The sequence below is a fragment of the Nannocystis sp. RBIL2 genome (assembly GCF_026626745.1).
GTDB lineage: Bacteria > Myxococcota_A > Polyangia > Nannocystales > Nannocystaceae > Nannocystis.
In genome coordinates this window covers 4,588,541-4,613,596 of the sequence record NZ_JAPNJW010000002.1, presented here as the reverse complement: position 1 = coordinate 4,613,596, position 25,056 = coordinate 4,588,541, and the positions used below count along the sequence as shown (strand labels likewise).

General features: G+C 71.8%; 22 protein-coding genes. 10 read left to right on the top strand and 12 right to left on the bottom strand.

From position 1 onward, the window contains the following. Nucleotides 1-175: 175 nt before the first annotated feature. The 3 genes from OV090_RS43135 to OV090_RS43125 are packed head-to-tail and all read left to right on the top strand — an operon-like array spanning nt 176 to nt 3,662. A complete protein-coding gene (locus OV090_RS43135) occupies nt 176-1,441 on the top strand; it encodes a lysine 2,3-aminomutase (protein ID WP_346660440.1) in 1,266 nt (421 codons plus the stop codon). A gap of 5 nt (nt 1,442-1,446) precedes the next feature. Then, on the top strand, nt 1,447-3,084 hold the full coding sequence (gene asnB / locus OV090_RS43130; protein WP_267710736.1) for an asparagine synthase B: 1,638 nt from the start codon (nt 1,447-1,449) through the stop codon (nt 3,082-3,084). A gap of 17 nt (nt 3,085-3,101) precedes the next feature. Further along, nucleotides 3,102-3,662, top strand: coding sequence for a hypothetical protein (locus OV090_RS43125; protein ID WP_267710735.1), 561 nt, complete (start codon nt 3,102-3,104; stop codon nt 3,660-3,662). A 100-nt stretch (nt 3,663-3,762) separates the two neighbouring features. Here the strand turns inward: OV090_RS43125 and OV090_RS43120 are convergent, their stop codons facing one another. The 3 genes from OV090_RS43120 to OV090_RS43110 are packed head-to-tail and all read right to left on the bottom strand — an operon-like array spanning nt 3,763 to nt 9,798. Beyond that, a complete protein-coding gene (locus OV090_RS43120; RefSeq protein ID WP_267710734.1) occupies nt 3,763-5,277 on the bottom strand; it encodes a proton-conducting transporter membrane subunit in 1,515 nt (504 codons plus the stop codon). Then, nucleotides 5,274-6,692 carry a proton-conducting transporter membrane subunit gene (locus OV090_RS43115; RefSeq protein WP_267710733.1) on the bottom strand — a complete coding sequence of 473 codons (1,419 nt, stop codon included), beginning with the start codon at nt 6,690-6,692 and terminating at the stop codon, nt 5,274-5,276. The genes OV090_RS43120 and OV090_RS43115 overlap by 4 nt, the downstream gene beginning before the upstream one ends. Beyond that, a complete protein-coding gene (locus OV090_RS43110) occupies nt 6,682-9,798 on the bottom strand; it encodes a DUF2309 domain-containing protein (protein ID WP_267710732.1) in 3,117 nt (1,038 codons plus the stop codon). The genes OV090_RS43115 and OV090_RS43110 overlap by 11 nt, the downstream gene beginning before the upstream one ends. 994 nt (nt 9,799-10,792) lie before the next feature. Here OV090_RS43110 and OV090_RS43105 point away from each other — a divergent pair. Continuing rightward, nucleotides 10,793-11,233, top strand: a complete 441-nt coding sequence (locus OV090_RS43105) for a tellurite resistance TerB family protein (RefSeq protein WP_267710731.1) — start codon at nt 10,793-10,795, stop codon at nt 11,231-11,233. Between the two features lie 100 nt (nt 11,234-11,333). After that, complete coding sequence (locus tag OV090_RS43100; RefSeq protein ID WP_267710730.1) at nt 11,334-12,578, top strand: M48 family metallopeptidase; 1,245 nt, start codon at nt 11,334-11,336, stop codon at nt 12,576-12,578. A 21-nt stretch (nt 12,579-12,599) separates the two neighbouring features. On the opposite strand, the gene OV090_RS43095 is transcribed toward OV090_RS43100, so the two are convergent. Continuing rightward, entirely contained in the window at nt 12,600-13,562 is a 963-nt protein-coding gene (locus OV090_RS43095; protein ID WP_267710729.1) for a hypothetical protein, read from the bottom strand. Nucleotides 13,563-14,123: 561 nt separating this feature from the next. On the opposite strand from OV090_RS43095, the gene OV090_RS43090 reads away from it, so the two are divergent. Both OV090_RS43090 and OV090_RS43085 read left to right on the top strand, forming a co-directional pair. Next, a complete protein-coding gene (locus OV090_RS43090; protein ID WP_267710728.1) occupies nt 14,124-15,092 on the top strand; it encodes a sigma-70 family RNA polymerase sigma factor in 969 nt (322 codons plus the stop codon). 76 nt (nt 15,093-15,168) lie between these two features. Further along, nucleotides 15,169-15,585 (top strand): VOC family protein, encoded by a 417-nt coding sequence (locus tag OV090_RS43085; protein WP_267710727.1) that lies wholly within the window; start codon nt 15,169-15,171, stop codon nt 15,583-15,585. An 81-nt stretch (nt 15,586-15,666) separates the two neighbouring features. On the opposite strand, the gene OV090_RS43080 is transcribed toward OV090_RS43085, so the two are convergent. Continuing rightward, nucleotides 15,667-16,098 (bottom strand): thioesterase family protein, encoded by a 432-nt coding sequence (locus OV090_RS43080; RefSeq protein ID WP_267710726.1) that lies wholly within the window; start codon nt 16,096-16,098, stop codon nt 15,667-15,669. A 121-nt stretch (nt 16,099-16,219) separates the two neighbouring features. On the opposite strand from OV090_RS43080, the gene OV090_RS43075 reads away from it, so the two are divergent. After that, a complete protein-coding gene (locus tag OV090_RS43075; protein ID WP_267710725.1) occupies nt 16,220-16,786 on the top strand; it encodes a gliding-motility protein MglA in 567 nt (188 codons plus the stop codon). 71 nt (nt 16,787-16,857) lie between these two features. Here OV090_RS43075 and OV090_RS43070 read toward each other — a convergent pair whose 3' ends face one another. Continuing rightward, complete coding sequence (locus tag OV090_RS43070) at nt 16,858-17,841, bottom strand: hypothetical protein (protein WP_267710724.1); 984 nt, start codon at nt 17,839-17,841, stop codon at nt 16,858-16,860. Between the two features lie 316 nt (nt 17,842-18,157). On the opposite strand from OV090_RS43070, the gene OV090_RS43065 reads away from it, so the two are divergent. Continuing rightward, nucleotides 18,158-18,727 carry a hypothetical protein gene (locus OV090_RS43065; RefSeq protein WP_267710723.1) on the top strand — a complete coding sequence of 190 codons (570 nt, stop codon included), beginning with the start codon at nt 18,158-18,160 and terminating at the stop codon, nt 18,725-18,727. A gap of 109 nt (nt 18,728-18,836) precedes the next feature. Here OV090_RS43065 and OV090_RS43060 read toward each other — a convergent pair whose 3' ends face one another. Genes OV090_RS43060 through OV090_RS43050 form a run of 3 tightly spaced genes read right to left on the bottom strand, consistent with a single transcriptional unit; the run spans nt 18,837 to nt 21,076 of the window. Then, nucleotides 18,837-19,496, bottom strand: coding sequence for a CoA transferase subunit B (locus OV090_RS43060; RefSeq protein WP_267710722.1), 660 nt, complete (start codon nt 19,494-19,496; stop codon nt 18,837-18,839). Nucleotides 19,497-19,535: 39 nt separating this feature from the next. Beyond that, nucleotides 19,536-20,354: a hypothetical protein gene (locus OV090_RS43055; protein WP_267710721.1), complete on the bottom strand. Its 819-nt coding sequence runs from the start codon at nt 20,352-20,354 to the stop codon at nt 19,536-19,538. 26 nt (nt 20,355-20,380) lie between these two features. Further along, nucleotides 20,381-21,076 carry a CoA transferase subunit A gene (locus OV090_RS43050; protein WP_267710720.1) on the bottom strand — a complete coding sequence of 232 codons (696 nt, stop codon included), beginning with the start codon at nt 21,074-21,076 and terminating at the stop codon, nt 20,381-20,383. Nucleotides 21,077-21,271: 195 nt separating this feature from the next. On the opposite strand from OV090_RS43050, the gene OV090_RS43045 reads away from it, so the two are divergent. Continuing rightward, nucleotides 21,272-22,195 carry a hypothetical protein gene (locus tag OV090_RS43045; protein WP_267710719.1) on the top strand — a complete coding sequence of 308 codons (924 nt, stop codon included), beginning with the start codon at nt 21,272-21,274 and terminating at the stop codon, nt 22,193-22,195. A gap of 181 nt (nt 22,196-22,376) precedes the next feature. Here OV090_RS43045 and OV090_RS43040 read toward each other — a convergent pair whose 3' ends face one another. From OV090_RS43040 to OV090_RS43030, 3 genes are all read right to left on the bottom strand, one after another. Then, entirely contained in the window at nt 22,377-23,342 is a 966-nt protein-coding gene (locus OV090_RS43040; RefSeq protein ID WP_267710718.1) for a hypothetical protein, read from the bottom strand. A 5-nt stretch (nt 23,343-23,347) separates the two neighbouring features. After that, nucleotides 23,348-23,947, bottom strand: a complete 600-nt coding sequence (locus tag OV090_RS43035) for a hypothetical protein (RefSeq protein ID WP_267710717.1) — start codon at nt 23,945-23,947, stop codon at nt 23,348-23,350. A gap of 84 nt (nt 23,948-24,031) precedes the next feature. After that, on the bottom strand, nt 24,032-25,012 hold the full coding sequence (locus OV090_RS43030) for a polysaccharide lyase family 7 protein (RefSeq protein ID WP_267710716.1): 981 nt from the start codon (nt 25,010-25,012) through the stop codon (nt 24,032-24,034). Between the last annotated feature and the right edge of the window lie 44 nt (nt 25,013-25,056).

Sequence of the window (25,056 nt, the reverse complement as noted above, 5' to 3'; positions counted from 1 at the left end):
CGGAGGCTTCGCCGACGGCGTCTCGCCGCCGCCCTGGCTCGCGGCGGCCCTTGGCACATCCCTTGCTCATGCACCTTGCCGCGCATTCAGACGCGCGAGCTCGGGAGGCCTCGTGCTTGATTCCTCACCGCCACGACCGACCTACTCTCCGATCACGCTGCGCGACTTCGCATCCATCCCGCAGATCGCCGCGCTCCCGGCCGATGTCCGCCTGCAGCTGTCGGCGGTGGCCCGCGTGCTGCCGTTTCGGGTCAATCGCTACGTCCTCGACGAGCTCATCGATTGGAGCCGCGTCCCGGACGATCCGATCTATCAATTGACGTTCCCCCAGCCCGGAATGCTGGACTCCGCCGATCTGCAGATCGTCGCCGATCTGCTGCGCGCCGAGGCGTCCGGCGGCGAGATCGAGGCGGCGGTGCGGCGGATCCAGCGCGGCCTCAACCCGCATCCGGCCGGCCAGATCACCCTCAACGTGCCGACCCAGGACGGCCGGGCCCTGCGCGGCATGCAGCACAAGTACCGCGAGACGGTGCTGTTCTTCCCGGCCCAGGGGCAGACGTGCCACGCCTATTGTACGTACTGCTTTCGCTGGCCGCAGTTCGTCGGCCTCGACGATCTCAAGTTCGCTGCCCGCGAGTCCGAGCAGTTGGTCGAGTACCTGCGCCGTCATCCGGACGTGACCGACGTGCTCATCACGGGCGGGGATCCGCTGGTGATGCGCACGGCGGCGCTGCGCCGCACGATCGAGCCCCTGCTGGAGGCCCGCCTGCCCGGGCTCACCAGCATCCGGATCGGCACCAAGGCGCTGGCGTACTGGCCGTTCCGGTTCACGACCGACGCCGACGCCGACGACCTCCTGCGGCTGTTCGAGGAGGTCACCGAGCGCGGGATGCACCTGGCGCTGATGGCTCACTCGTCGCACCCGCGCGAGCTCGAGACGCCGGCCGCGGTCACGGCGATCCGCCGCGTGCGCTCGACGGGCGCGGTCATCCGCTGTCAGGCGCCGCTGATCCGCCGGGTCAACGACGACCCGCGGGTGTGGGCGCAGCTGTGGCGGGCGCAAGTGCGGCTCGGCGCGGTGCCGTATTACATGTTCGTCGAGCGCGACACCGGCCCCAAGGAGTACTTCAAGGTCCCGCTCGCGCGGGCGCTGACGATCTTCAGCGACGCGCAGCGGCAGGTGTCCGGCCTGTGCCGCACCGCCCGCGGACCGTCGATGTCGGCCACGCCGGGGAAGGTCGTGGTCGACGGCGTGGTCGAGTCGGGCGGGAAGCCGTGCTTCTCGCTGCGGATGCTGCAGGGGCGCGATCCGGCGTGGGTGGGCCGCTCGTTCCTCGCCGAGTACGACGAGCGCGCCGCCTGGCTCGACGAGCTGCGTCCGGCCGGCGACGAACCCGAGTTCTTCTTCCAGCGAGCCCTGCGCGACGCGCAGCGGAGGTGACAGGTATGTGCGGGATCATTGCAGTGTTCGGCGACATCGACGGTAACGTCGCGGCGGCGGCGGAGGCGGCGGCGGGGCGGCTGGCCCACCGCGGCCCTGACGGCAGCGGCTTGTGGATGCGCCTCGGCAGCGCGGTGCTGTGCCACCGACGGCTCGCGATCATGGATCCCGAGCAGGGCAAACAGCCGATCCGCGGGCGGGACGGCGCCGCGGTGGTCCACAACGGCGAGATCTACAACTTCCGCGCGCTCGCCCGCGAGCTCGCCGCCGTCGGTCGTCCCTGCGTCAGCGGCTCGGACAGCGAGGTCCTGGCCCATCTCTACGAGGAGCGCGGCGAGGCCTGCGTCGAGGCGCTGGACGGGATCTTCGCCTTCGCCGCCGTCCACGGCGACGATTGGCTGGTCGCGCGCGACCCGATCGGCATCAAGCCGCTCTACTACGGCCGCGACCGCGCCGGCAACCTGTGGTTCGCGTCGGAGCTCAAGGCGCTGATCGACAACTGCGTGTCGTTCGAGGTGTTCCCGCCGGGCCACCTCATGACGCGCAGCGGCGGCCTGCGCCGCTGGTACGCGCCCGCGTGGCTGAGCGGCGAGGCGAGCGCGACCCGCGACCCTTCCGCGCTCCGCCAGCGGCTGACCGACGCGGTCGAGAAGCGGCTGATGAGCGACGTGCCGCTCGGCCTCTTGCTGTCGGGCGGTCTCGACTCGAGCCTGATCGCCGCGCTGGCGACCCGACTCGTGCGGGCCCGCGATCCCCACGCGGAGATCCACAGCTTCGCTATCGGCGTCCACAAGGACGCGCCCGACCTGCGCGCCGCCCGGGAGGTCGCGCAGTTCCTCGGCACCACGCACCACGAGGTCCTGTTCCAGGTGGAGGACGGGATCGCCGCGCTCGACGACATCATCCGGCACGTCGAGTCCTATGATATTCCGACGATTCGGGCGAGCATCCCGATGTATTTCCTGAGCCGCTATATTCGCGACCGAGGGGTCAAGGTCGTTCTATCGGGCGAGGGCTCCGACGAGATCTTCGGCGGCTATCTCTATTTCTATTACGCCGAAGATCCGGAGGAGCTGCGACGCGAGACGGTGGCGCGCGTCGCCAACCTCCACCTCAGCGACGTCCTGCGCGCCGACAAGAGCACGATGGCGCACGGAGTGGAGGCGCGGGTGCCGTTCCTCGACCTGGCGTTCCTCGACCTGGCGATGTCGCTGCCGCCCGAGCTCAAGCAGCCGCGCAGCGCGGGCCCCGGCGGCGAGGCGCGGATCGAGAAGTGGCTGTTGCGCCAGGCGTTCGTCGACGAGGCCGATCCGCTCCTGCCGGCGTCGGTGCTGTGGCGCCAGAAGGAGCAGTTCTCCGACGGCGTCGGCTACGGATGGGTCGAGGCGTTGCGGACGCACGCCGAGCGCGTGGTCAGTCCGCACGAGCTGGCGCGGGCGGCGGAGCGCTTCCCGTACGCGACGCCGACGACCGCGGAGGCGTACGTCTACCGCGAGCGCTTCGAGGCGCTGTTCCCCGGCGAACACGCTGCCCGGTGCATCGTCCGCTGGACGCCGCGCTGGCAGGCCGACAATGACACCTCCGGCCGCGCCAACCCGTTCCATCGCGCGGCCAACGAACGCGCGGGAGCACGGACCGGCTAGCTCGTCGCGCGCTGACCGTGGTGCTCCCACCCAGCGCAAGCCGCTCGCGCCCGGATCTTGCGGACGTCTCCCCCGCCTTGCTAAACAGGGGCGTGCTGTCGCCCAGGAATTCGAGGATCCACGCGAGCGCGCTGCTCGTCCTGTTGAACACGTATTGCACCGGGGTGCCGACCAAACCGGTCGAAGCCAAGGCGAGCCCTGTCGTGATCGAGTGGGTCGCGGCGGGTGTCGGGGCGTGGGTCGATTACCGGCTCGCGGAGCCGCGGAAGCTCCGCGTCGACCTCCAGGCGCCGGCCGGCACCGATCACGCCCTGGGCTGGCTTGTCCCCGGCGAGGTCGACGTCGCCGGTATGGACGACCTGACGGCGCCCAAGTCAGCGATCGGTCGGATGGTCCTGAACGGCGGCGGGGACGCCACCGAGCCGCTCGTCTTCAAGGACGTCGCGCCCGGTACGTACACCGTGTGTGGCCAGCTCATCCTCGATGGGGAGGGCGACCGGGTGTCGATGCCGGTCCGCTGCGCGCGCGTCGACGTGACCGACGCGGCCGAGAGCCGGTCGCTCGTGCTGAGCGGCTGAGGCACGGCAGCGCCGACGCGCGGACGCTCGGCTCGTGGCCAGGAGCGCGGGCTCTACCGAGAGACATGTCTGAAGGGACATGTCACTCGCGCGCCCCGGCTCAATCGTCGTCATCGTCGTCGTCGTCGTGCGCCGGGGCGGCGTGGGCCACGGCCTTGGCGGGCTCGAGCTTCTGCAGGGCGTCGACGACGCCGGCGCGCACTGCGAGCAGCGGCTGCGGCATGAGACCGCCGATCAGCAGGGTGGCCATCAGCGCGACCGAGGCGCGGTACTCCCAGCCGCGCAGGTCGGCGAAGGAGCGCAGGTCCTTCGCGTGCTGCGAGCCGGGGCCGAGGAAGGTCTGCTTGAACGCCTTGAACAGGGCGACGCCGTTGATCGCGGTGACGACGAGCATGAGCGCCGCGGCCAGCTGGTGCTCGTAGAGGAGGCCCTGGATCGCCAGGTCCTCGGCGACGAAGGAGATCGTGCCGGGGAAGCCGACGGCAGAGGCCGACAGCAACAGGAAGCCGGTGGTGAGCCGCGGGGCGCGGCGGACCAGGCCGCCGAGCAGGCGCATGTCGGTGGTGCCGGCCCGGGCCTCGACCTCGAGGGCGATGAGCATGAGGCCGCAGACCTCGACCACCGACGACATCGACTGCAGCAGCCCGCCCGAAACTCCGGGGGCGTTGAGCGTGGCCAGACCGGTGAGCACGAGGCCCATCTGGCTGACCCAGAAGTAGCTGATCACGCGCCGCAGGTCGTACTGCCCGACCGCCAGGACCGCGCCGTAGAGGGCAGTGACCGCGCCGAGGATCACCAGCGGCGTCGACACCTGCTCGCACAGCCGCGGGAACAGCGGCATGACCACGCGCGCCAGGCCGAACGAGCCCAGCGAGGTGAACAGCGCCGGCATCGCCGAGTAGCCGGGGGCGCGCCAGCCGGCCGCGGTCAGCCACAGGTGCATGGGGAAGATGCCCATGCGCAGCAGCGCGGCGAACAGGAACAACCACCCGACCGCCGGCGGCAGCGAGGTGCTGGCCTGGGTCAGCGCCAACAGGTCGAACGGCGAGGCGGACCCGGCGGCCCCGGCCTGGGCCATGAGCACCAGCGCGGCGACCAGCGCCAGCGTGGTGCCGGCGATCGCGAGGGTCATGACGAGGTGCAGCGGCCGCGACTTGCTGCGCCGGGTGTCCTGCCACAGCGGCAGCATCGAGCCGATCCAGAACAGCGACAGGGTGGCCGCGTCGAGCGCGAGGAAGCAGCCGAGTAAGGTGCCGAGGGCGGCGAGGATCCGCGCGGCAGTGTTGCCGCGCAGGTCGGAGCGCGGGGTCGACAGCAGCGAGGCGAGCGCGATCGCGGCGGTCATCGGCAGCAGCAGGGCGTTGAGGCCGTCGACCGCCATGTGGAAGCGCAGCGACAGGAACAGCCCCGACTCGAGGTCGTCGCGGTCGAAGTGCGAGTCCCAGCCGTTGAGGAGGAACGCGCCCAGGGCGACGGCGAACACCACCCAGGCGACGCCGATGGCGACGTCGCGCTGGCGCGTGGGCTCGCGGATCATGAACTGGACCACGAACGCGGCCAGCAGCGGGAACAGCCACAGCAGGGGGATCGCGAGGGCGACGAGGTCGTGGGTCATGTGCGGGCCTCCGGCGCGGGCATGTCGGGCGCGAGGACGGGCGAGGGCGGGGCGATGGCGCCGTTCAGGTCGGGCGCCATGACCGGCAGCGGCGCGCCGGTGCCGGCCTCGGGCTGGCGGCCGTGCAGGGCCAGGAGGCCGCCCTCGAGGCGGTCGAGCAGGCGCGAGAGGTTCATGATCGGGCGGGTGACGAGGCGGTCGAGCGCGGGCTCGACCGCGAACCGCTCGAGCGCGAGGCGGTAGAGCGCGCGGCGGCGGACCAGGGCCACGCCCTCCCAGCGGGCGGCGGCCTCGTCGGAGTCGGTGCGGCCGAGCGCGGCCTGCTGCCACAGCGCGTCGTGAAGGGCCGTGGGCGTGCGCAGGAACTGGTAGTAGCGCAGGGTGGCGTGGGCGATCAGGTGGATCGTGGCGAGGGTGTAGAAGCCGAGGCCGCACTCGACGAACATCAGGCCGACCTGGCTGGCGGTCGCGTGGGCCACCGCCGACTTGGCGTCGGCGCTGACCTGGCTGCTCAGCGCGGCGATCACGGCGGTCACGAGGCCGACCACGACCAGGACGATCCGCGCCGTCAGCGACTGCTCGATCAGCGGGGCCGCGCGCAGCAGCAGGAACACGCCGGCGTGGACCGAGAGGCTGCCGTAGAACACCGCGGACGAGGCGGTCGGGCCCTCCATCGCCCGCGGCAGCCAGCCGCCGACCGGGAACTGCGCCGACTTGCCCATGGCCGCGAACACCAGCGCCAGCGCGACCGCCAGGCCGGCCGCCGTGCCGCTGTGGCGCGGCAGCGCGGCGAAGATGTCGACCCACACGGTGGTGCCGAGCCAGTGGTGCAGGCCGACGGCGCCGAGCAGCAGGCCGATGTCGCACACGCGGTAGGTGACGAGCACGCGCAGGGCCGCCTGCACCGGCATGGCCCGCTCGTGGAAGAAGGCGACCAGCAGCACCGAGCTGAGACCGACGAACTCCCAGCCGATGAACAGCAGCTCGACGCTGCCGGCCAGAACCAGCAATTGCATGCCGGCGGCGAAGAACAGGGTGAGCACGAAGAAGCGGATGAAGCCGGGCTCGCGGTGGAGGTAGGTGACCGAGAACCGCACCGTCGTCAGGACGATGAGGGCGACGAACGCCGACATCGCCGCCGACAGGCCGTCGAACAGCATGACCAGCGGGAAGCTGTACTCGGCGGCGTCGTACCAATTGCCGAGCCGGTAATCGACTGGCCCATGGGACAGGTGCAGCAGGACCCCGCAGGCGGCGCTGACGAGGCTGAGCCACACCGCGGCGGTGGTGATGCGGGCGACCAGGCGCTCCGACGGGCGGGTGCGCGGCAGCAGTAGCAGGGCGATCAGGATCGCCGCCAGCGCCGGCCACACCGGCGCCAGGGCGAAGCCGGCGGACAGCAGATCAGGGAGCATGCTTCACCTCGTTGGGTGTGACGACGCGGGCCGGCGCCAGGCAGTCGACGCGGCCGGCGCACCAGTCCTCGGAGCGGGCGACCACCGGCAGCGGGGCCGGGTTCGGCGCGTACTTGCGGAAGCCGAAGCGGGCGTCGAAGGTCCACATCTCGCGGGTGTCGGGGTGGATCGCGGTGACCCGCACCCACTCGTTCAGCACCAGCTCGGCGACCGCGGCCTGGCGGGTGAGGATGTCCTGCAGCACCTCGGGCGTGGCCTCGACGATCACCTCGAGGCGCATCGGCTCGTGCATCTCGGTCGCCTGGGTCGGCAGGCCGGTCCGCAGGTCGCTCGACGAGCCGTTCATCACCCCGGCCAGGGCGGTGACGTTGTGCGGCAGCTTGGTGCCGGAGCCGAGCTTCTCGGGGTCGACGCTCGAGCAGTAGTAGTCGAGGGCGATGCCGGCGCCGACCGGCGAGGTGGCGGCGAGGGTGCGCTCGAGGATCTTGTGGTCGGGGTCCTGCGTGGGGTCGTAGGAGATCAGCAGGCAGCGGCGGTCGAGGAACAGGCCGTAGGTCAGCTCGCGCCGGCCGACGATGCTGCAGGCGCAGGTGGCGTGGCCGAGCTCGGCGCGCGGCTCGCCGAGGTCGACCGCGCGGGCCTCGACGTGCCGCTTCGCCGCCTCGGGGCCGCTGAGCTTCGGCGCGGTCACGAACCGGCGGGCCCGCTCGATCGCGTTGCGGCGGCACATCTCGTCGAGGATCACCTTGAGGTCGGCGAGCTCGCTGCGGGCCGAGGCCGGCAGCAGGTCCTCGTCGATCCACGCGATCGCTTCGGCGCAGGTGTCGTAGACCCCGGCGACGAACACGGAGTCGGGCGGGATGACGATGCCGCGCTCGGCCAGCCGCTCGCGCACGTCGGGGCGGTTGCCGATGTGGGCCAGGTAGCGCGCGTTGGGCCCGCCGCTGCGGCCGCCGCAGGCGGCGCACGAGTAGGCGGCCAGCAGCGGGTTGTTGACCGACGAGGTGTCGTGGCCGAGGGCGACGATCAGCTTGCCGAAGCGCTTCGTCATGCCGAGGTTCTCGAGCAGCGAGGCGACGCGGGCGGCCATCTCGTCGACCGAGAAGCCGGGCAGCAGGTCCTCGCCCGGGGCCTTGTCGAGGCCGATGCGCGCCGGCGTGAGGCGGGTCTTCGGCTCCGGCAGGATCTTCTTGCGCAGCGTCTGGCGCAGGCGCCCGGCGGTGCGCGGGGCGAAGATCGACAGCAGCAGCGGCACCACCGAGAACACGCCGGTGACGATGCTGACGAGCAGGCCGAGCCACAGCGAGCGCGAGGCCCGGCCGAACAGCTCGCGCGCGCGGGCGATCCGCTGCAGCCGTTGCTTGCGCAGCTGAGCGAGGTCGAACTGCTGCGTCAGCACGACCTCGTCGATGCGGTGCTGCGGGGTGACGATCACCGGGCACAGCGGGAAGGTGCGCGGGTCGTCGATGCCCTGGTAGGCGAACGCCACGCCGAAGAAGCCCGGGCCGCCGTAGGTCTCGACCTCCGGCGAGATCTCCTCGAGGTAGCGGCGCGACGACTCGAAGCGGTCGTCGAGGCACAGCATCACCTGGAACCGCGGCGCGACCTTCGGCATGCAGGCCACGCGGGCGTTGGCCGCCACCGCGTCGAGCAGCGAGACCCGGTAGTGGCGCTCGTAGGCCTCGTGCCACAGGCGCATGCGGGTCATGTCGTCGTGGCGGTCGAGGAACGCGACGAGGGTGTCGATCTCGCCGCGGCCGGCGGCGCGGATCGTCGGCGCGCCGATGCCGGCGTGCTGGGCCAGCTGGAACAGCGGCCAGGCGGTGTCGTGCGGGCCGCGGACGGAGGGCGGGGCGATCTGCGGCAGGCGGGCGCAGAAGCGGCGGATCTGCGCGGCCGGGCCGTCGTGCCCGACCTGGCGGGCGATGTCGCGGAAGGCGAACAGGTCGAGCGCGAGGCGCACCGCGAGGAAGTCGAGCAGCTCGACCTTGGCGCGCGAGCGGCCGATCGGGCCCGGCGCGTGCCCCAGGCGGTGGAACATGCCGGACCAGCCGGGCAGCTGCAGCAGGGTGCGCTCGACGTAGGCCTCGTACTCGTCGGGCTCGACGCCGAGCTCCGCCAGCAGCTCGAGCGCGGCGTCCTCGGCAGTCACGCCGCGGGCTTGCCAGTCCTTCATCCGCTTGTCGGCCCCGACCAGCCAGCTCGGGCGGATCGACACGCCGGCCTGCTTGATCCGCAGCCACGCGAGGAAGAACCCGGCGCCGCGGTCCGGCATCGACCAGTGCGACTGACCGCGGTCGAGGAACGCCGCGCACAGCGGGATCAGCACCGGGTGCACCAGGTCGTTGGCGTCGATGTCGCTGCAGGCGCGCAGCAGCTCGCGGTGGGTCCACAGCTTGCGCGCGCCGATCACCGGCATGCCGGCGTAGTGGGCGCAGGCGTCGACGCAGGCGGTCCACAGCGCGCGCACTGCCACCGGCTCGCGGCGCTCGGCGAACGCCGCCGCGTGCAGGCGGTCGCCGAGCAGGGCCGTCAGCTCGGCCATCGGCGTGCGGAACGGCGGGCGGCCGACGATGTGCGCCGCGAGCTCGGCCTCGTGGCCTTGCAGGTGGGCGAGCTGCGGCTGCAGCCAGTCGGAGGTGGCGGCGAGGATGGCGTTGCGAGCGTCGTCGCCGGTGTCGGCGGCGAAATAAGTGGTCGCCTGCTCCTCGACGATCTTCCAGTGCAGGTCGGCCGGCGTCTCGGCGCCGATGCTGTAGCGGGTGACGGTGCGGGCCACCGCGCGCGCCGACGGGAAGCCGGGGACCAGCGGCTCGTCGGACAGCGGCTCGTCGGCGAACACCGCGTCGAGGTCGGCCTCGGTGATCCGGCCGGCGGCGTGCTCCTGGCGGTAGCGATCCTCGGGGAAGTAGCCGCGCACGCCGAGCTTGCGGCGCGCGGCCAGCATCGCCTGATGGAACGGCAGGTGCTGGAACGCGACCAGCAGGTTGTTGTGGACGAAGACCTCGAGCGGGGCCTGGATCGGCAACCATTGAGCCGCCCGCTCGAGCGCGTGACGAAGGCGATCGCGGGGGCCGTGCGCGAGCGCGGCGTCTGATGTGGTCATTGTCGAGGGTCTCCCTGGCCGAGCGGTGACGAATCCAACGATGTTCGCCGGCCAAATACGGCGCGCCTCGGACGGCGTCCGTGGACTCGAGCGTGCCCACAGACAGGGCCGGGCACGAGCGCATGACGAAGAATTCACCGTCCGCCGCGCGCAGCTTCATACCCCTTAGCAGCCGCGATCCGGGCCGCTGCGCGGCGTACCGCCGAGTGTCGGTCGCCGCGTCGTCGCTGGCAGAATGAGCGCGCGGCGCTCCGCGCCCGAGCGAGGCCGACGGCGCCGCAAACGCTGGCCGAAATCGTGTCCAGGTCGAGTACGCGAGGACAAGGCGACGAGGTGCGAGCGACTGGCCCATGCGTCACCTCGGCCGGCGCGTGGGCCCGCGGCTGCCAGGCGACGTGGCGGCCGCCCGGGCCATGCGCGGCTCCGCGGCGCGACCAAGCTAGCGAAGGCGGCCGCTGCGACCGGCGACAGCGAGCCGAGAAAGATGAACGGATGCTTACGCAGCCGCGGGCGTCGAGTGCGCCACCGCCGGCGGCGCGCGGCCACGACCGCGAGGGCGCGCGTGGGCGGTTCGGCGGTCGCTTCTGGAGAGGAGTTCGTGCAGGTCGCCCGGGTGGCCGCTCTCGTGGGTCCGCGGCGGGCCGGCCGGGTTGACGAGGCGGGGCCTGGCCGCCGGTGCTCCGCGAGGTGGGTCGCGCCGCGGACCTTCGTCCGCGGGCGAGATCTGCGCCCGGTCGGCGGGTCGTTGCGTGTGCAGAGGTCGGGGCGAGGCCGCGGCGATACGCGGTTTTGCGGCGGGTCGCTGCGGCAGCCGTGGGGACGGCCGCCCGCGCCGGGTCCGGCCCGGAGCACCGAGAAGCCGCCGCATGGGCCTGATAACGACGTTCTGGCGGAAATCAGGCGAGCGGCGCGGCGGCGCCGGGAAACCCTTGTACGCGGCGGTCGCCTCGCCGACACTTCCTGCGCCCGCGCTGCGGGATCAAGGAGTGACTACATGGGTCTGCTGTCCAAACTGACCGGCAAGGTGACGCCGCAGAAGAAGCCCACCGACGACGCCCTCTTGCTCCACGGGATGCTGCTGATGTGCGGCGCCGACGGGAGCTTCGACGAGGCGGAGCTGCCCACCGTCGAGAGCTACTTCGCCCAGCTGCCCGAGTTCGAGGGCAAGGAGTTCGGCGACGTGTATCAGGAGGCGGTGAAGATCCTGAAGCGCTTCCCCAACCTGAAGGACTCGGTCAAGGCGCTCGGCGACCTGTCGTCGCAGCTGGTCAAGAACAAGGCGTACCTGCTGGCGGCGGACATCGCGATGTCGAGCGGCGACGTCGACGAGCAAGAGGACGCGATGCTCGAGGCGATGCAGCGCGTGCTCAACGTCGAGGACGCCCTGGCGACCAAGATCCTCGAGGTGTTGACGCTCAAGTATGCCCGCGCGTAATGGCGTGAGCGAGTAGCGCGGCGCGCCGACCCGGGGCCGACAGGCGGTCCGGGCGGCGCGCTTCGTGCGTGTAGACAGGTGTGACGCGAGAGGTGAAGTGATGCGCATTGATCCGCGGCAGTTCCAGGTCCGGCGCGAGCAGCAGCTGCGCGACGAGGTGATGCAGGACTTCGGGGTGCGCAAGGCCCTGGCCAAGCTCCGCGAGTGGCGCGGCGGCAAGGGCTACGGCTACCGGCGCAACCTGCTGAGCTCGACGCTGCGGCTGACGCGGTCGATGTCGCCGGAGATCGCCGACACCGTGGCGCAGTGCAAGGAGATGCTCGGCTACGAGTCGCCGGTCGAGGTGTACGTGACGCCCGAGCACCAGTTCAACGCGACCTGCTACCGCGAGGTCAAGGGCCCGACGGTGTTGACGCTGTCGAGCCGGCTGCTCGAGGCGTTCACGCCGGCCGAGCTGCGGTTCGTGATCGGCCACGAGCTCGGCCACGCGGTGTTCGACCACTACGGCCTGCCGATGCCGATCACTGCGACCATCGAGGAGCTGGGGATCCCGTTCGTCTCGCGGCCGACGTCGCTGCGGCTGTACGCGTGGTGCCGCAGCGCCGAGCTGTCGGCCGACCGCATCGGCCTGCTGTGCGCCGGCGACCCGGAGGCGGCCGCCAGCGGCTTTTTTAAACTCGCCAGCGGCATGGCCAGCGAGCGCGTGCGGCCCGACCTGGCGACCTTCGCCCGTCAGGTCGAGAGCCTGGCCTCGGCCCCGGAGGCGCGCGAGAAGGAGTACGACGAGGACACCCTCGACTGCTTCAGCACGCACCCATACAACCCGGTGCGCGTGCGCGCGGTGTGGGCGTTCAGCCGCTCGGAGCCGTACCTGCAGGCGCTGGGCCGCAGCACCGACAGCGCGTGGCAGCTGGAGGACGTCGAGCAGGTGATCGAGCGCGACCTGCAGCTGATGGAGCCGTCGTACCTCGAGGAGAAGAACCAGACCTCGGACACGCTGCGACGGCTGCTCTACACCGCGGGCCTGGCGGTGGCGGCCGCGTCGGGCGGGGTCGAGGCGTCGGAGCTCGAGGCGCTGGGGCGCCTGCTCGGCTCGGACCACGCCGACGAGCCGACCGACGTGCCCAAGCTGCTCGGCGATTTGGACGGGCGGATCCAGGCCGCCCTCGAGGTGCCGCTGCGCAACCGCGCCCAGCTGATCCAGCACCTCACGATCGTCGCCGCCGCCGACGGCTCGGTCAGCGACGAGGAGCTCCACGTGATGGAGGACATCGCTCGCCGGCTCGAGGTCGGCGCGCAGGTGGTGCACCAGACGATCCGCGGGGCGATGCACCCGATCGATTGAGGCGCGCCGCGCTGCTGCGCCTCACTCGAGGCGCAGCACGACCCAGTCGAAGTGCAGCCAGTCCGCGGGGCTGGGCTTGTCGAGGCACTCGGGCCCGTGGACGTGCGCGCGCACGTTGTAGAACAGGTGCTGCTTGCTCTGGTGCTCGAACGGCAGGTTGCCGCCCTCGACGACCGGCTTGTCGTCCATCTTGACGTCGTAGGTGCCGGGGTCGGGGCCGGGTGCGCAGCAGCCCGGGCAGGCGCCGCAGGTGTCGGTCAGCTCGTATTGCGGCACGAACGGCGGCTCGAACTCGTGGCGGCCGAAGCTGCCCGTGAGGACAGGCATGGTCCCGTGCGTGACGGTGACGAAGGAGACGAGGCACGTGCCCGGGTGGACGGCGAAGCGCAGCTTGACGCACTCGGAGTTGTGCGACGGGACATCGGGCAGCGAGATGTCGAACTTGAAGCCGTCGGCCGGGACGTCGATCGACGGGCAGTCCTGGTGCTCCAGGACCTTGAAGCCGCCGAGAGTGGCCTCGAGCTTGCCGGCGAACTCCTTGCCCTGCCACGCCGCGCAGTTCTCCGGGGTGGGCGTCTGATTCTCGTCGAGGAGGCCCAGCGCGAGCAGCGGCGGGATCACGTCGATGAGGCCGCACGACACCGGGCCGGTAGTGTCGCCGGTGGCGGTCATCGGCTGCGGGTCGGTGGTGGTCGTCGTCGTGGTGGTCTCGTCGGTGGTGCTCGAGGTCGCCGGCGGTTCCGTGGTGACGGCGCTGTCGCTGACGTTGGCGGAGGTCCCGGAGGCAGTGGTGGCCGGCTCGTCGGTGGTCGAGCCCGAGGCGTCGCTGCTCGCGGTGGTCGAGCCGTTCGTCGTGCTGGTCGGCCGCGTCGGGTCGGCGCTCGCGGCGGAGCTGGCGCTGCCGCCCTCGGTGTCGGTGACGCGGAAGGCCGGGTTGTCGAGGGTGCAGGCCGAGACGCACAGCAGTAAGCCAATCGGACGCATGCGACGACTCTAGCCGGCCCGCCCCCGGCGGTCAGCCCGCGCAGGTGCGGGCGGGGGCAACGGCAGAGCCAGCCGGCCCGGGGGCCGGAGGCGCGCAGACGCGCCGCGCCGGGGACGCGGCGGGTGCTCAGGCAGCCTGTCTCCAGGGACATTTTAATAAAGACAAGGTTGCCCGGGGGATGGCCCGAGGCGCACGAGGGGGGGGTCGGGGGATGTCTCCGGGGACAGGTCGTGATGTCTCGAGGGACAGGTTGGGCGCTCGGGACGATCCGAAGGATCCGTCGGGTGCTGGGCGATGGGCCGGGGCGTGGCAGACGAGACCGTGCGTGATGGGCTCGGCTCGGGGGTGCAGCGATCCCGCATCGCCCCCGCGACCGGTTCACCGAGCCCGAGGTTCATCACGGGGGCGGGTCGACGGGTAGGACCTTCGAGTCGGGAAGGCGGAGCGGGGGCTGGCCGTCGCTCGGGGCGGGCCGCTACTTCGTTGCCGCAGCGGCGGCCGGTTCCGGCGGCTTCAAGGCGCTTTGCCGGGGCGGGCGGGCCTGGTACACCTCGGCGGCGATGAACGATGTCGCCAGCCCTCACGCGACGGCGAACGATCTCGAGCAGCACCGCGCGGCGCTCACCGGTCACTGTTACCGCATGCTCGGCTCGGCCGCGGAGGCCGACGACGCGGTGCAGGACACGCTGGTGCGGGCCTGGCGGGCGCTCGATCGCTTCGAGGGTCGGTCGTCGCTGCGCACCTGGTTGTACCGGATCGCCACGCGCGTGTGCCTCGACGCGCTGAGCCGGCGCTCGCGGCGGGCGCGGCCGATGGAGCTCGGGCCGATGGGCACGATCGACGACGCGCTGGTGTCGCTGCCGGGCGAGCAATGGGTCGAGCCGATCCCCGACTTCCACGCGCTGCCGGCCGACGCGGACCCGTACGAGCGCGCCAGCCTGCGCGAGAGCATCCGCCTGGCGTTCGTGGCGGCGCTGCAGCACCTGCCGCCGAAGCAGCGGGCGGTGCTGCTGCTCACCGAGGTGCTCGGCTGGCCGGCGGCGGAGGTCGCGGGCAGCCTCGAGACGTCGGTGGCGGCGGTCAACAGCGCGCTGCAGCGGGCCCGCGCGACGCTGGCGAGCCGCGGGGTCGGCACGGGGCGCGCGTCGCTGTCGGCGTCGCAGTCGCAGCTGCTCGAGCGGTTCGTCGACGCGTTCGAGCGCTACGACATGGACGCGCTGTCGAGCCTGCTCCACCAGGACGCGACGCTGTCGATGCCCCCGTTCTCGCTGTGGCTGCGCGGGCTGCCGACGATCCGCGCCTGGCTGTCGGGCCGCGGCGCCGGCTGCCGCGGCTCGCGGCTCGTGCCCACGGCGGCCTCGGGATCGCTGGCGTTCGGGCAGTACCGGCCGAACCCGGAGGGCGGCCACGCTGCGTGGGCGCTCATCGTGCTCGAGACTGCCGGCGAACAGATCGTCGGCCTCAATTCGTTCCTCGACACCGCGGCGTTGTTCCCGCGCTTCGGGCTGCCGCCGGCGCTGGACCCGTGAAAAATTTTTGTGAGCGACCGATGAGTTCACGGAGCGACCCCGGTCTGTAGTCCAGAACCTTCAAGGAGGAACCACCATGGCAGTCACCAACTCTCGCAAGCTGTTCGTCAACCTGGCCGTCCGCGACCTCAAGCGCACCGTCGACTTCTTCACCAGGCTGGGGTTCTCGTTCAACCCGCAGTTCACCGACGAGAAGGCGACCTGCATGATCGTCAGCGAAGAGGCGTTCTTCATGCTGATGACCGAGGACCGCTTCAAGGACTTCACCGCGCGCGAGATCTGCGACACGCGCACGCACCTGGAGGGCCTGTTCGCGCTGTCGGCCAGCAGCCGCGCGGAGGTCGACCGCCTGGTCGACACGGCGATCGAGCACGGCGGCAGGGCGATCGGCGAGCCGAAGGACCACGGGTTCATGTACTACCGCGCGTTCTACGACCTCGACGGGCATCACTGGGAGGTGGTGTTCATGGAACCGAGCCACGTGCAGTCGTGAGCCCCGGCGGGGCGCCCGGCTCGAGGTGACCGCGAGGATCAGATGTCCCGCGGGACAGGTCTCGCGGCTCGACCTCGAGAGTCACGAGGAGAGGCCCAGGAGCGCTGCGCGGATCTCCGGGGGCAGCGGGGCCTTCTTGCCGGCGTCGTAGTCGAAGCTGACGATCCGGCCCTCGCCCTCGGCGGCGACCCGATCGAGGCGCTCGCTGACGATCCGGTAGCGCATGGTGAAGCGATCGTCGTCGATGTCCTCGGCGCGGGCGGCGAGGATGACCACGTCCGGATAGGTGAGGGGAATTTTAAAATTGCAGGAGGTCGAGGCGAGGATCGGGCCGACCCCGCCGGTGTGGCCGCCACGGGTCCAGCCGATCTCTTCAAAAAAGGCGATCCGCACCGACTCGAACCAGCGGAAATAAACGACGTTGTTGACGTGCGCGAAGCTGTCCTGGTCGCCCCACGCGACCGGCCAGCGGCGGATGACGGGGAACTCGGCGAGGCGGGCGTCGGCGGTCATCGCCGCGACGATAGCGAAGGCTCGCCCACGTGCCCAGGGCGCGCGACGCGAAGCCGACGAGGACGTGGTCGACGATGCGAGCCGGCGAGCCGGCGGCGGGAGCCGATATACTCGCCGCAGCATGGCGAGCATCGACCACGAGGCGCGGCGGATCTACGCGAAGATCGTCTACTGGGGCCCGCCGGCCGCCGGCAAGTGGGCGAACCTCGAGGACGTCCATCGCCGCACCAGCCCGCCGGATCGGCCGCCCGCGGCCAAGGAGACGAGCGTCGGCTTCCCGCTGGCGCTCGGCGAGCTGCGCGGCTACGCGATCGTGTTCGCCCTGCTCCGCTGCCCCAGCGACGGCTCGTGGACGCGGAACGTGTTCGACGAGCTCGGCAGCGGCCCGCCCGACGGCGTCGTGTTCATCGCCGACTCGAGCCCGGCCGCGCTGCTCGACAACGTCGCCTGGGTGCAGAAGCTGAACACCGAGGTGAGCGCCCGCGGCCTCGACCTCGGCAAGCTGCCGGCCGTGTTCCAGTACAACAAGCGCGACGTCGCCGGCGCGCTGCCGGTCGAGCAATTGCGCCGGGCGATCAATCCGTGGCAGCACCCCGACGGTGAGGCGATCGCAGCTCGCGGCGTCGGGGTGTTCGAGACGCTCAAGCAGGTGAGCCGGGGCGTGCTCGAGGAGCTGCGCAAGGCGTGAGGGTCGCGGGAACGCTCGCCCTCGGCGATGCATTCATTGCACGGGTCCATCATCACACCGTGGCGCGGCGATCAGGCCGCCGCGACTGCGAGGGCTTGCTGGCGCTCGCGTCGGGCCTTGCGCTCGCGCTCCCAGCTCACCGCGAAGCCGGGGCTGTCTGCTTCGCGGCGCGCGAGCTCGGCGGTGAGCTCGGCTTGCTCGCGGGCCCACGTCGCCAGGGCCTCTGCGCCGAGAGCAGCGGCCGCGTTGGCGGCCGAGCCGAAGGCCGCGCTCGACATCCCGAGCATTCGCACGAGGCCGCCGCAGGCGTGCAGGCGCGCGGCCAGGGTCGAGCTTGAAGCGGGCGCCGTGGAGGCCGATGCGAACACGGCAGGGGCCCAGGCAAAGCCGTGCACGAGGTCGTCCTCCCAGTCGACCACGTCGTCGCGGTATTGCAGCCCGAGCGCCGCGCCGGCCGCAACGGCTTCGACCTGCCGCTGCGCCTCGGCAGGGAGGCCGGCGGCCGCGGCGGCGGCCAGCGCGGCAGGGAACGCCAGGCCTTGCTTCTTCCACGCGACCGCGAGGTAGCGCTCCAGAGTCGCGGGCTCCTGGCCCGCCGCCGTCGCGCGCTCCTCTGCGACCGATTCGGCGGTCATGCGCTCGGCCCACGCGAAGTCGCGGATGAACGAGGGGGCCAGCGCGCGCAGCGGAGCCAGCGCGGCGTCGCGGGCCCGCTCGAGGCGCTCGATGATCGCCCGCTCGCGCAGGCCGACGACGACCTGGCCGTCGTCGATGCGGTCGCGGGCGAACGCGCCGATGATGGCGAACAGGTGGGCCGCAGCGGCGGTGCGGGCGACCTCCGGGGGCACGCGCGACGGATCGGCGAGCAGCAGCATCGGCAAGCCGAGCACCGCCCCATTATTAAAAACGCGGCTCCACGGCGTGCCGGGGTTCGGCGTGAGCCCCAGCCGATGCGGGAGGTCGTGCGCGATCGCGGCGAGTTCTGCGGGCAGCTCGCGGACGAAGCGGGCGTAGGTGCGATCGATGCCTTCGTGAACGGGATTGCTGTGGCTCATGGCGGTCTCCGGAGAGCGAGGCGTTCGCGTCGTCTCTCCTCGGCCGACCTGTGTTCACTCCCCGTGCCCGCTCGGGGCCCGCTGATCTCGCGGGGTTGCGGCGACGGCGAGGACGAGCGGAAGTTTCTGCCGACCGACCTCCGGCAGGTTCTGCCGATCGCCGGGCCGCCAGTCACTGCGGTGCGTGGACGGCTCGCCGCCGGCGCTCGGGGGCCTCCGCGTCGCGGGCGCGTCGCTAGCTCGGGCGCTCGCGCGAGGGCCGGCATCGCGCGAAAATCGGCGAACGGAAGCGGGGCGGCGCGGGCACACACGCATCATGCTGCATCGCCTGACCTATCTCCTGGCCCTCTCGACGGCTCCGCTCGCCGGCTGCGGGTCGAACGAACACTGCATCGGCGACTGTGAGCCGCAGACCACTTCGTCCGACACGGCCGGGCCCGTGACGAGCACCGAGGGGGGCACGTCGACGACGGCGGGCGGGGGGACGACGACGGCCGAGACGACGACGGGCGACACGCCGACGACGAGCATGCCCGGCAGTACGAGCACTGCGGCCGAGGACCTCACGACCACCGGCGCCGAGGGGCTGAACACCTGCCGCGACGGCATCATGTGCATGCTTTCCTGCATGCTTCAGGTTCCGCACCCGACCCCGCCCGAATACGACGCCAAGGAGTGCCTCTTCACCAACTGCCTCGAACTGCTGTCCCCGGCGGAGATGCTCAAGCTGCAAGAGCTGCAAGAGTGCGCCGAGAGCACCTGCGCGGCGACGCCGGACTGTGCGGTCGACGAGGAGCTATGCCAGGCGTGCATCTTGAAGACCATGGGCAGCACCAATCCGCCGCCCGCGGGCGAGTGCGAGGCGCTGGCGATCGCCTGCCAATGAGCCGGCGTCGCGGCTGAAGGCTCGGAGCCGAGCCTGCCTGCGACGCCCGAAGGACATGTCCCGAAGAGCATGCCTTTAAAGGCATGTCTCTTCGGGCATGCTCGAAGGTTCAGTTCACCGCGACGGTGGCGAGCTCGCCCTCGACGTGGACCTCGCAGCCGGTGCGGGCGCGGACCTCGTCGAGCGTGTGTCCCGGGGCGATCTCGGCCAGGATCAGGCCCTTGGGCCCGGTCTTAAAATAGCCGAGGTCGGTGACGACCTCGTGGACGACGGCCTTGCCGGTGAGCGGGAGGGCGCAGGTCTTGACCAGCTTGGGCTCGCCGTCCTTGTTGTTGTGCTCCATGCAGACGATGACGCGGCGGGCGCCGGCGACGAGGTCCATGGCGCCGCCCATGCCCTTGACCTTCTTGCCGGGGATCATCCAGTTGGCGAGGTCGCCGCGCTCGCTGACCTCCATGGCCCCGAGCACGCACAGGTCGATGTGGCCGCCGCGGATCATGGCGAAGCTGTCGTGGCTGCCGAAGAACGAGGCGCCGGCCTGGAAGGTGATGGTCTGCTTGCCGGCGTTGATCAGGTCGGGGTCGACCTCGTCCTCGCGCGGGAACGGGCCCATGCCCAGGAGGCCGTTCTCGCTGTGGAGCACGACGTCGATCCCGGCCGGGATGTAGTTGGCGACGAGGGTCGGCATGCCGATGCCGAGGTTGACGTAGTAGCCGTCGCGAAGCTCTCGGGCGACGCGCTGGACGATCTGCTCGCGGGACAGGGGCATGGCGTGGTTTCCAGGGTGGAGGGTAACAGCAGCGGGAGATCAGGCAGAGAAGTCGAGGAGCAGCGGCGGGGGATCGCCGAGCTCGGCCAGCGCGAGGCGCGGCAGGCGAGCGGCGAGCACCTCGTCGGCGGGGTCGGGCCGCGCGGCGGGATCGCCGGCGCGCGGGGCCTCGGCGGCGACCACCCGCGGCGAGGCGCCGCGCTCGAGCCGGGCCCACGCGCGCGCGCCGGCGGCGGTGAGCACGAGCGGGCGCTGCAACCTGTCCACGAGGACATGTGCCGAGGGACCGTCGCTGGCGTGGCACAGGCGCAGCACCTCGGCGGCGAAGGCGAGGGCGAGGCCGCAGTCGTAGCGGCACGGCTCGAAGGTGACGAGGCGCAGGTGCTGGCGCAGCAGCAGGTTGTTGAGGCGCCAGTCGGGCTTGGCGACGTAGGCGTCGTGGGCGGCGACGTAGTCCTCGTGGACGCTGTCGCGGTCGCCCGCGCGTAGCTTGCCCGGGCCGCGGAGGATCCGCGCGGTGAAGGCGTCGACGCAGCAGCGCGGGTAGCCGAGGCGGCGCCCGAGCTCGCCGGCGTAGTAGGCCTTGTCGCGCGGCGGCAGGTGGGTCGCCAGCAGCGGGCGCTCGGCGGCGCGGGCGGCCGCGGCGGCCTCCGGGTCGCGGGCGACGTACACCAGAGTGTGCTCGTGGCGGTGGACGCCGACCGGGCCGCGGGCGGTGACGACCGCGGCGCCCATGGCCTGGAAGCGCCCGGCGATCGCGCTCGCCTCGAGCGCGGTCGCGGCGATCCGGATCGCCGGCTTGAGGCCCGCGGCGAGCGCGAGCCACTCGACGTCGATGCGCTGGTGGCCGCCGTGCATCTGTCTCTTCGGACCTGGCGAAAAGGTCAGGCGCTCCGGACGGTCCGGAACTCGATCGGCTTGGCGTAGCGCTCGCCCAGGATGATGCGCTGGACGTAGATGCCCGGGGTGTGGACGTGGTCGGGGTCCAGCGCGCCGGCCGGGACCAACTCCTCGACCTCGGCGATCGTGACCTTGGCGGCGGTGGCCATCGCCTGGTTGAAGTTGTTGGCGGTGCGGCGGAACACCAGATTGCCGTGGGTGTCGCCCTTCCACGCCTTGACGATGGCGAAGTCGGCCTTGAGCGGCGCCTCGAGCACGTACCAGCGGCCGCCGATCTCGCGCACCTCCTTGCCCTCGGCGATCGGGGTGCCGTAGCCGGTCGGCGTGTAGAAGCCGCCGATGCCGGCCCCGCCGGCGCGGATCCGTTCGGCCAGGGTGCCCTGCGGGACCAGCGTGACCTTGAGCTTGCCCGACAGGTAGAGCTTCTCGAAGGTCTTGTTCTCGCCGACGTACGAGGCGGTGATGCTGCGCACCTGCCCGGCCTCGAGCAGGATGCCGAGGCCGACGCCGTCGACGCCGCAGTTGTTGCTGACGAGGTCGATGTCGCGGACGCCCTTGCGATGGATCGCCTGGATCAAGTTCTCGGGGTTGCCGCACAGGCCGAAGCCGCCGCTCATGAGGGTGATGCCGTCACGCAGGTCGGCGACGGCCGCGTCGGCGCTGGGGTAGGTCTTGTCCATGGCGCGGCGATTGTCGGGCGGTGTGAGGCGCGAGGCAAGCGCGCCGTCGCCGGCACATGTGAGCCGGCGCAGCGGGCTCCTCACCGAATCGCCGGAAACGCCCGGAAACGGCCGAGAACGACGGCGCCGCGCGGCTCGCGGGCGGTTCGCTGCGGCCGCCTGGTGGGCCTGGCGGGCTGTGGTAGAGGAGTGCCCATGGCTTCCCATACATGGTTCTCCGGCGCCCTCGCGGCGATCTTCCTGCTCTCGCTCCCGGCCTGCGGCGACTCGACGGCGACGACCACTGCGACGACGGTGGCGAGCACCGAGTCGTCCGGACCGAACACCGGGACCGAGACGTCGACCGACACGACCACGACGACCACTGCGACCACCGAGGCGGTGACGACCTCGGCCTCGGGCCCGACGACCACGACGATGTCGCCGGTGACGTCGACCGGCCCGGCGACGAGCGAGACCACCGCGGTGCCGGCGACGACCAGCGAGACGACCGGCGAGACGACCAGCGCGGTGACGACCGAGACCGGCGGCGAGACGACGACCACGACCGGCGAGACGACCAGCGAGACCACCGGCGAGCCGATGGGCGCGACCTGCGAGCAGGACAGCGACTGCGAGATCTTCACCGACTGCTGCACCTGCGACGTGATCGCCGTCGGCGAGCAGCCGCCGGCCTGCGACGTCCCCGAGTGCTTCGTCGATGTGTGCAGCACCTACGACCTCGGCCCGCAGCAGGCGGTGTGCCGCTTCGGCCGCTGCACTTTCGACAATGTGACGTGCAACCCGGTCGGAGTGACCTGCAATACCCAGCCGCCCGACTGCGCCGCCGGCACGCTGCCGAGCGTCGTCGGTGACTGCTGGTCCGGCCAGTGCACGCCGGTCGAGGCCTGCGACTGGGCCCCCGACTGCGCCGCTTGCACGACCGACCCCGACCCACTGGTGTGCGTGCTCAAGGGCCAGAAGGGGGCCTACCACGTGTGCGAGCCGAAGCCGGTCGCCTGCGGCGACGCGCCCGAGATCGACTGCGGGTGCGGCCAGGAGATCTGCGACGCCTCGCCGCCGCACACCGAGTGCCACGATCTGACGCCGGGGATCGAGTGCGCATGCCCGTTCTGCTGATCGCGGAATCTTTCTTCTAAAAAAGGGGGCCCCGGAGAATGAGGGCCTCGAGGTCGGCGCCGATTCGCGTCGACCTGTCGCGAAAGTCAGAGTCACGAAATGATGCGGCGCGTATTGGCGCGCGCAGTGGGTCACGAGAGCTGTCCGAAGGGACAGGAGGCTCGGGCGCCGGCGTGACGGTTCAAGGCGAGGTCGAGGTCGTCGGCGCGAGGGCGAGGCGGCGCATGTCGTCGCCGAACGCGGCGGCCAGGCGCGCCTCGAGGGTCGGGCCGGGCGGCAGGGCGATCTGCAGCTTCTCGTGGATGTCGGCGAACGAGCACGTGCTGCCGTAGCGGGCGCCGTAGCGGAGGTGGACCTCCAGGACGAGCGCGGCGGACTCGTCGGGCGGGCGCGGGACGAGGGCCAGGGTCTGGCAGCGGGCGCCGGGCTTGTCTCGACAGGAGGTCTGCAGGTGGGCCACTGCGTCGAACAGCCGGGTGGCACGCGGGGCGGCGCGCCGGACCTCGGCGTCGGTCGGGTACTCGGTGCGCGGCTGCGGGCCGGCGCCGCGACCGCGCAGGAGGCCGCCGAAGAGCCCGAGCGTGGCGATGGTAGCGACCGCGGCGCCGACCGTGCCGACCACGTGAATGGCCTTCTCGAGCGCGTCCGGCTGGACGGTGTACGGGCCGGGGAGGTGCTCCGCGAAGACGGTGGCGAGCCGCGGGAGGTCGGTCGGCTGGAGCGAGACGGACTTGCCGTCGCCCCACACCCCGACGGCGGAGATGGCGGCGCCGTTCGGGTCGCCGTCGGGCTGCGGGCCCGTCGGTTCGCGGACGAAGGGCTGGTCGCTGCGCAGCGTGAAGTGGGCGACGAAGCGGTCGAGCGGGATAGTGTTCGAATCGTGGGTGATCCGCAGCAGCACGAAGCGCTCGAGCTCGGGCGCGTCGTCGCCGAGGGCGGCGGCGAGCTGCTCGCGCGGGACGGCGGCGACGTGGACCGCGGGATCGAGGGCGCGGCGGATGACCTCTGCGACCTGTCCTTTGGGGAAGGCGCCCTCGGCGGCGCCGCAGATCGCCTCGTCGTAGTGGTGCCCGCGCTCGAGCTGCGAGAGCGAGGGGCCGCAGGCGAGGGCGGGGGCGAGGACCAGCGAGGCGGCGCGGCGGAGCATGGCGATCAACGGAACACCCGGATCAGGTCGAGGCCGAACATGAGCCGCAGCTCGTGACGGTGGCCGGTCGGGAGGTGGAGGTACTGGTGGGCGACCTCGAGCACGATGCCGAGCTGGCCCGTGTCGAGGACGAGGGAGGTGCGGACGCCGAGGGCGCGCTGGCGCTCGGCGACGCCGACGACGACTGCGGGCACGACTGCGAGCGAGGCGTCGTCCTTGCCGAGGAGGCCGAGGCCGAGGCCGGCGAGGAAGAGGTGCTCGCGGGTGACCTTGCCGGCGCCGAGGCTGTAGCCGAGCGCGGGGACCAGGGCGGCCTGGTTGCGGCCGCGGTGCAGGCCGGCGCGGGCGTACAGCAGGGCGTCGAGGGCGAAGTGGGCCCTGTCGCTGCGCTGGCCGGCGAGGCGGGCGCCGAGGCCGACGCCGATCCGGAAGCCGGGGACGAAGCGCCGCTTCGGCAGGCCGTAGTACGGCCGCCCGGGCGCCTCGGTGAGGGTGACCCGAGGGACAGGTCGCGGCTCGGGCAGGTCGACGCGCTGCGGCGGTGCGGGCGACGGATCGGTCGGCGCGGCCGAGAGGGTGACGGCGAGCAGGGGCGCCGCGAACATGCGGCGCGGAACCTAGCACGCGCGGTCCAGGAAGGCGACGAGCGCTTCGGCGCGCGCGTGCATCAGGGCCGCCGGGAGCCCGGCTCAGGTGTGCTCGACGCTCACGTCGTAGATCACGACCTCGCCGTAGGCCTCGCACGACTCGCCCGGGACCTGCTTGTCGCCCTGGCAGGACGACTGCACGTAGGCGCCGGCCTTGAAGTAGGCGCCGGAGAACGCCTGCGGGTGGCTGTAGATGAACGCGCCGTCGTAGTAGCAGTCGACGTGGTCGTCGCTGACCTCGAAGGCGACCGTGAAGCGGTCGCCGAGCTGGTAGTCCTCGGTCAGGACCGGGCCGTCGTCCCCGTTGAGGTCGATGAACAGCTTGCTGCCCTCGAGGCGGAACACGATCACGTCGTCCTCGTCGTCGTGGATCTGGCCGACCACGATGTGGGGCTTCTCGCCGGGGAGGTGGGTGATGGCCTGGTCGATGAAGAGCCGATGGGTGCCGCGCGAAGAGGACCACGCGGCCTCGTCGGCGCCCTGGTCGATCATCTCGCGCAGCTCGGAGCGCGGGTAGCCGGAGTTGTCGGTGGTGGTCCCGCCCGCGTGGGCGCGGAACACCACGCCGTCCAGCGCGTCATTCAAATGGAAGTACAGCGGGTCGACGAAGCTCGCCAGCTCGGGTTGCTCGATCTCGTCGGGACTGCCGGGATGATCGGTGTCGACCGGGAGCGTCAGCTTCCAGTTCGTCAATTTTAAAATGTCGCCCGGCAGCATCGCCGGATCGCCGGTGTCCGTGCCGCTCGCGTCGGTGGTGCTGGTGGTGTCGGTGGTGTCGGTCGTGCTGGTGCCGGTGGTGCTGGTCGTGTCGGTGGAGGCGGTCGTGGGGTCGCCGGTCGTCGTGGGTGCGTCGGTGGTCTCGCCGGTCGTCTCCTGCGGTCCGCTCGTGCTGCCGGTCGTCGGCTCGGTGGTGACTCCCGTGCTCGTCGTCGCGGGCGCGCCGTCCGTCTCGCCGTCTTGGCCGCCGGGGCAGGCGGCGAGCAGGAGGAGCGCGAACGTAGGGACATAGGTCGAGGTGCGCATCGGCCGAAGGTAGCCGGCGCGCGGGAGGTCGACCACTCACCCGG